Genomic DNA, 2190 nt, shown 5'->3' with positions numbered 1-2190 from the left:
ATCCGGGGGCGGGGCCCCGGCCCCGGGGGTGGGTTGGGGCCCTCCCCCCCGCCCGCCCCCACACCCTGGTGGGTCTCCGGCCGCCGCGGGCCCGGACCCGCCCGGACGGGGCCGCGCACCGGCCCCGTCCGACACCGGGACGGAACGGGGTGATTGGACCGATTGCGACGGGGTACCCGCCACTGTCGAGTACCGCCCGGCCCCAGCGGCTTCACCCGTTCGGCCCACAGCACGGCGACGCCGCGGGGCGCGGGCCGGCGCCGGCACGCATGAGGAAGAGGAGCGGACGCATGGGTGAGAGGGTGGCGGATTTCCTGCTGCGGCGGCTGCGGGAATGGGACGTCGAGCACGTCTTCGGATATCCCGGGGACGGCATCAACGGGCTGCTCGCCGCCTGGGGGAGAGCTGCGGACAATCCGGAGTTCATCCAGGCGCGGCACGAGGAGATGGCGGCCTTCGAGGCCGTCGGCTACGCGAAGTACTCCGGCCGGCTGGGGGTGTGCGTGGCCACCTCGGGCCCCGGCGCCATTCATCTGCTGAACGGCCTCTACGACGCCAAGCTCGACCATGTGCCGGTGGTGGCCGTCATCGGCCAGACCAACCGGAGCGCGATGGGCGGCTCGTATCAGCAGGAGGTGGACCTGGCGAACCTCTTCAAGGACGTCGCCTCCGACTTCCTGGAGACCGTCACGGTCCCCGAGCAGTTGCCCAACGTCCTCGACCGGGCGATCCGCACCGCGTACGGCCGGCGCACGGTCACGGCGGTGATCGTCCCGGCCGACGTCCAGGAGCTGGAGTACGAGGCGCCGTCGCACGCGTTCAAGATGGTGCCCTCCTCGCTGGGTCTGGGCCGCTCCGCGCCGGTCCCGGCCCGGGAGGACCTGGAGCGGGCGGCGGAGATCCTCAACGCCGGGGAGCGGGTGGCCGTCCTGGTCGGCCAGGGCGCGGCGGGCGCCCGCGCCGAGGTGGAGCAGATCGCCGACGTGCTGTCGGCCGGGGTGGCCAAGGCGCTGCTGGGCAAGGACGTGCTCTCCGACGATCTGCCGTATGTGACCGGGGCGATCGGCCTGCTGGGCACCCGGCCGTCCTACGAGCTGATGCAGCAGTGCGACACGCTGCTGACCATCGGCTCCAGCTTCCCGTACAGCCAGTTCCTGCCGGACTTCGGGCAGGCGCGGGCGGTGCAGATCGAGATCGACCCGCACATGGCGGGCATGCGCTACCCGTACGAGGTCAATCTCATCGGGGACGCGGCGACCGCCCTGCGCGAGCTGCTGCCGATGCTGGAGCGCAAGAAGCACGGCAAGTGGCGCAAGGGCGTGGAGGCGAACGTCGCGCGCTGGTGGGAGGTGATGGACCGGCGGGCCGCCACCCAGGCCGATCCGGTCAACCCGGAGTATGTCGCCGGTGCGCTGTCCCCGCTGCTGCCGGACGATGTGATGGTCGCGGCGGACTCCGGCTCGGCCGCCAACTGGTACGCGCGCCATCTGCGGATGCGGCCGGGGATGCGCGGGTCCCTGTCCGGGACGCTGGCCACCATGGGGCCGGGCGTCCCGTACGTCATCGGCGCCAAGTTCGCCCACCCGGACCGGCCGGCGATCGCCCTCGTCGGTGACGGCGCGATGCAGATGAACGGGCTGGCGGAGATGATCACGGCGGCCCGCTACTGGCGCGGCTGGAGCGATCCGAGGCTGATCGTCGCGGTGTTCAACAACCAGGACCTCAACCAGGTCACCTGGGAGATGCGCGCCATGTCGGGCGCCCCGCAGTTCGAGCCCTCCCAGCATCTGCCGGACGTCCCCTACGCCGAGTTCGCCCGCTCCATCGGGCTGCTGGGCATCCGGGTCGACGAACCCGGCGGGGTCCAGCCCGCCTGGCAGCGGGCGCTGGCGGCGGACCGGCCCTGCGTCCTGGAGTTCGTCACCGACCCGGCCGTACCGCCGATCCCGCCGCACGCCACCTGGGAGCAGGCGGAGTCCACGGCCCGGGCACTGCTGCGCGGGGACAGCGACCGGAAGAACGTCGTGAAGAAGGGCATCAAGCAGAAGGTCCAGGAGTTCATCCCGGATCTGAAGGGGCTCAACCGGGGCTGAGCGCCCCCCTGCCGTGGCCGGCACCGGACGGTGCGCCCGGCCGGGGCCGCCCCCGGGCCCACCACCCCCGAAAGAAAACGGGGGAGAACAGTTCCCC

General features: G+C 72.6%; 1 protein-coding gene. It reads left to right on the top strand.

Features of this window, described 5'->3' with window-relative positions:
- Nucleotides 1-290: 290 nt before the first annotated feature.
- On the top strand, nt 291-2093 hold the full coding sequence (locus ACFV5N_RS27305) for a thiamine pyrophosphate-requiring protein (protein ID WP_385605063.1): 1803 nt from the start codon (nt 291-293) through the stop codon (nt 2091-2093).
- Nucleotides 2094-2190: the final 97 nt, after the last annotated feature.

Source organism: Streptomyces sp. NPDC059853, from assembly GCF_042731495.1.
In the GTDB taxonomy this organism is placed as follows: domain Bacteria; phylum Actinomycetota; class Actinomycetes; order Streptomycetales; family Streptomycetaceae; genus Streptomyces.
This window is presented reverse-complemented; position numbering and strand designations above follow the sequence as displayed.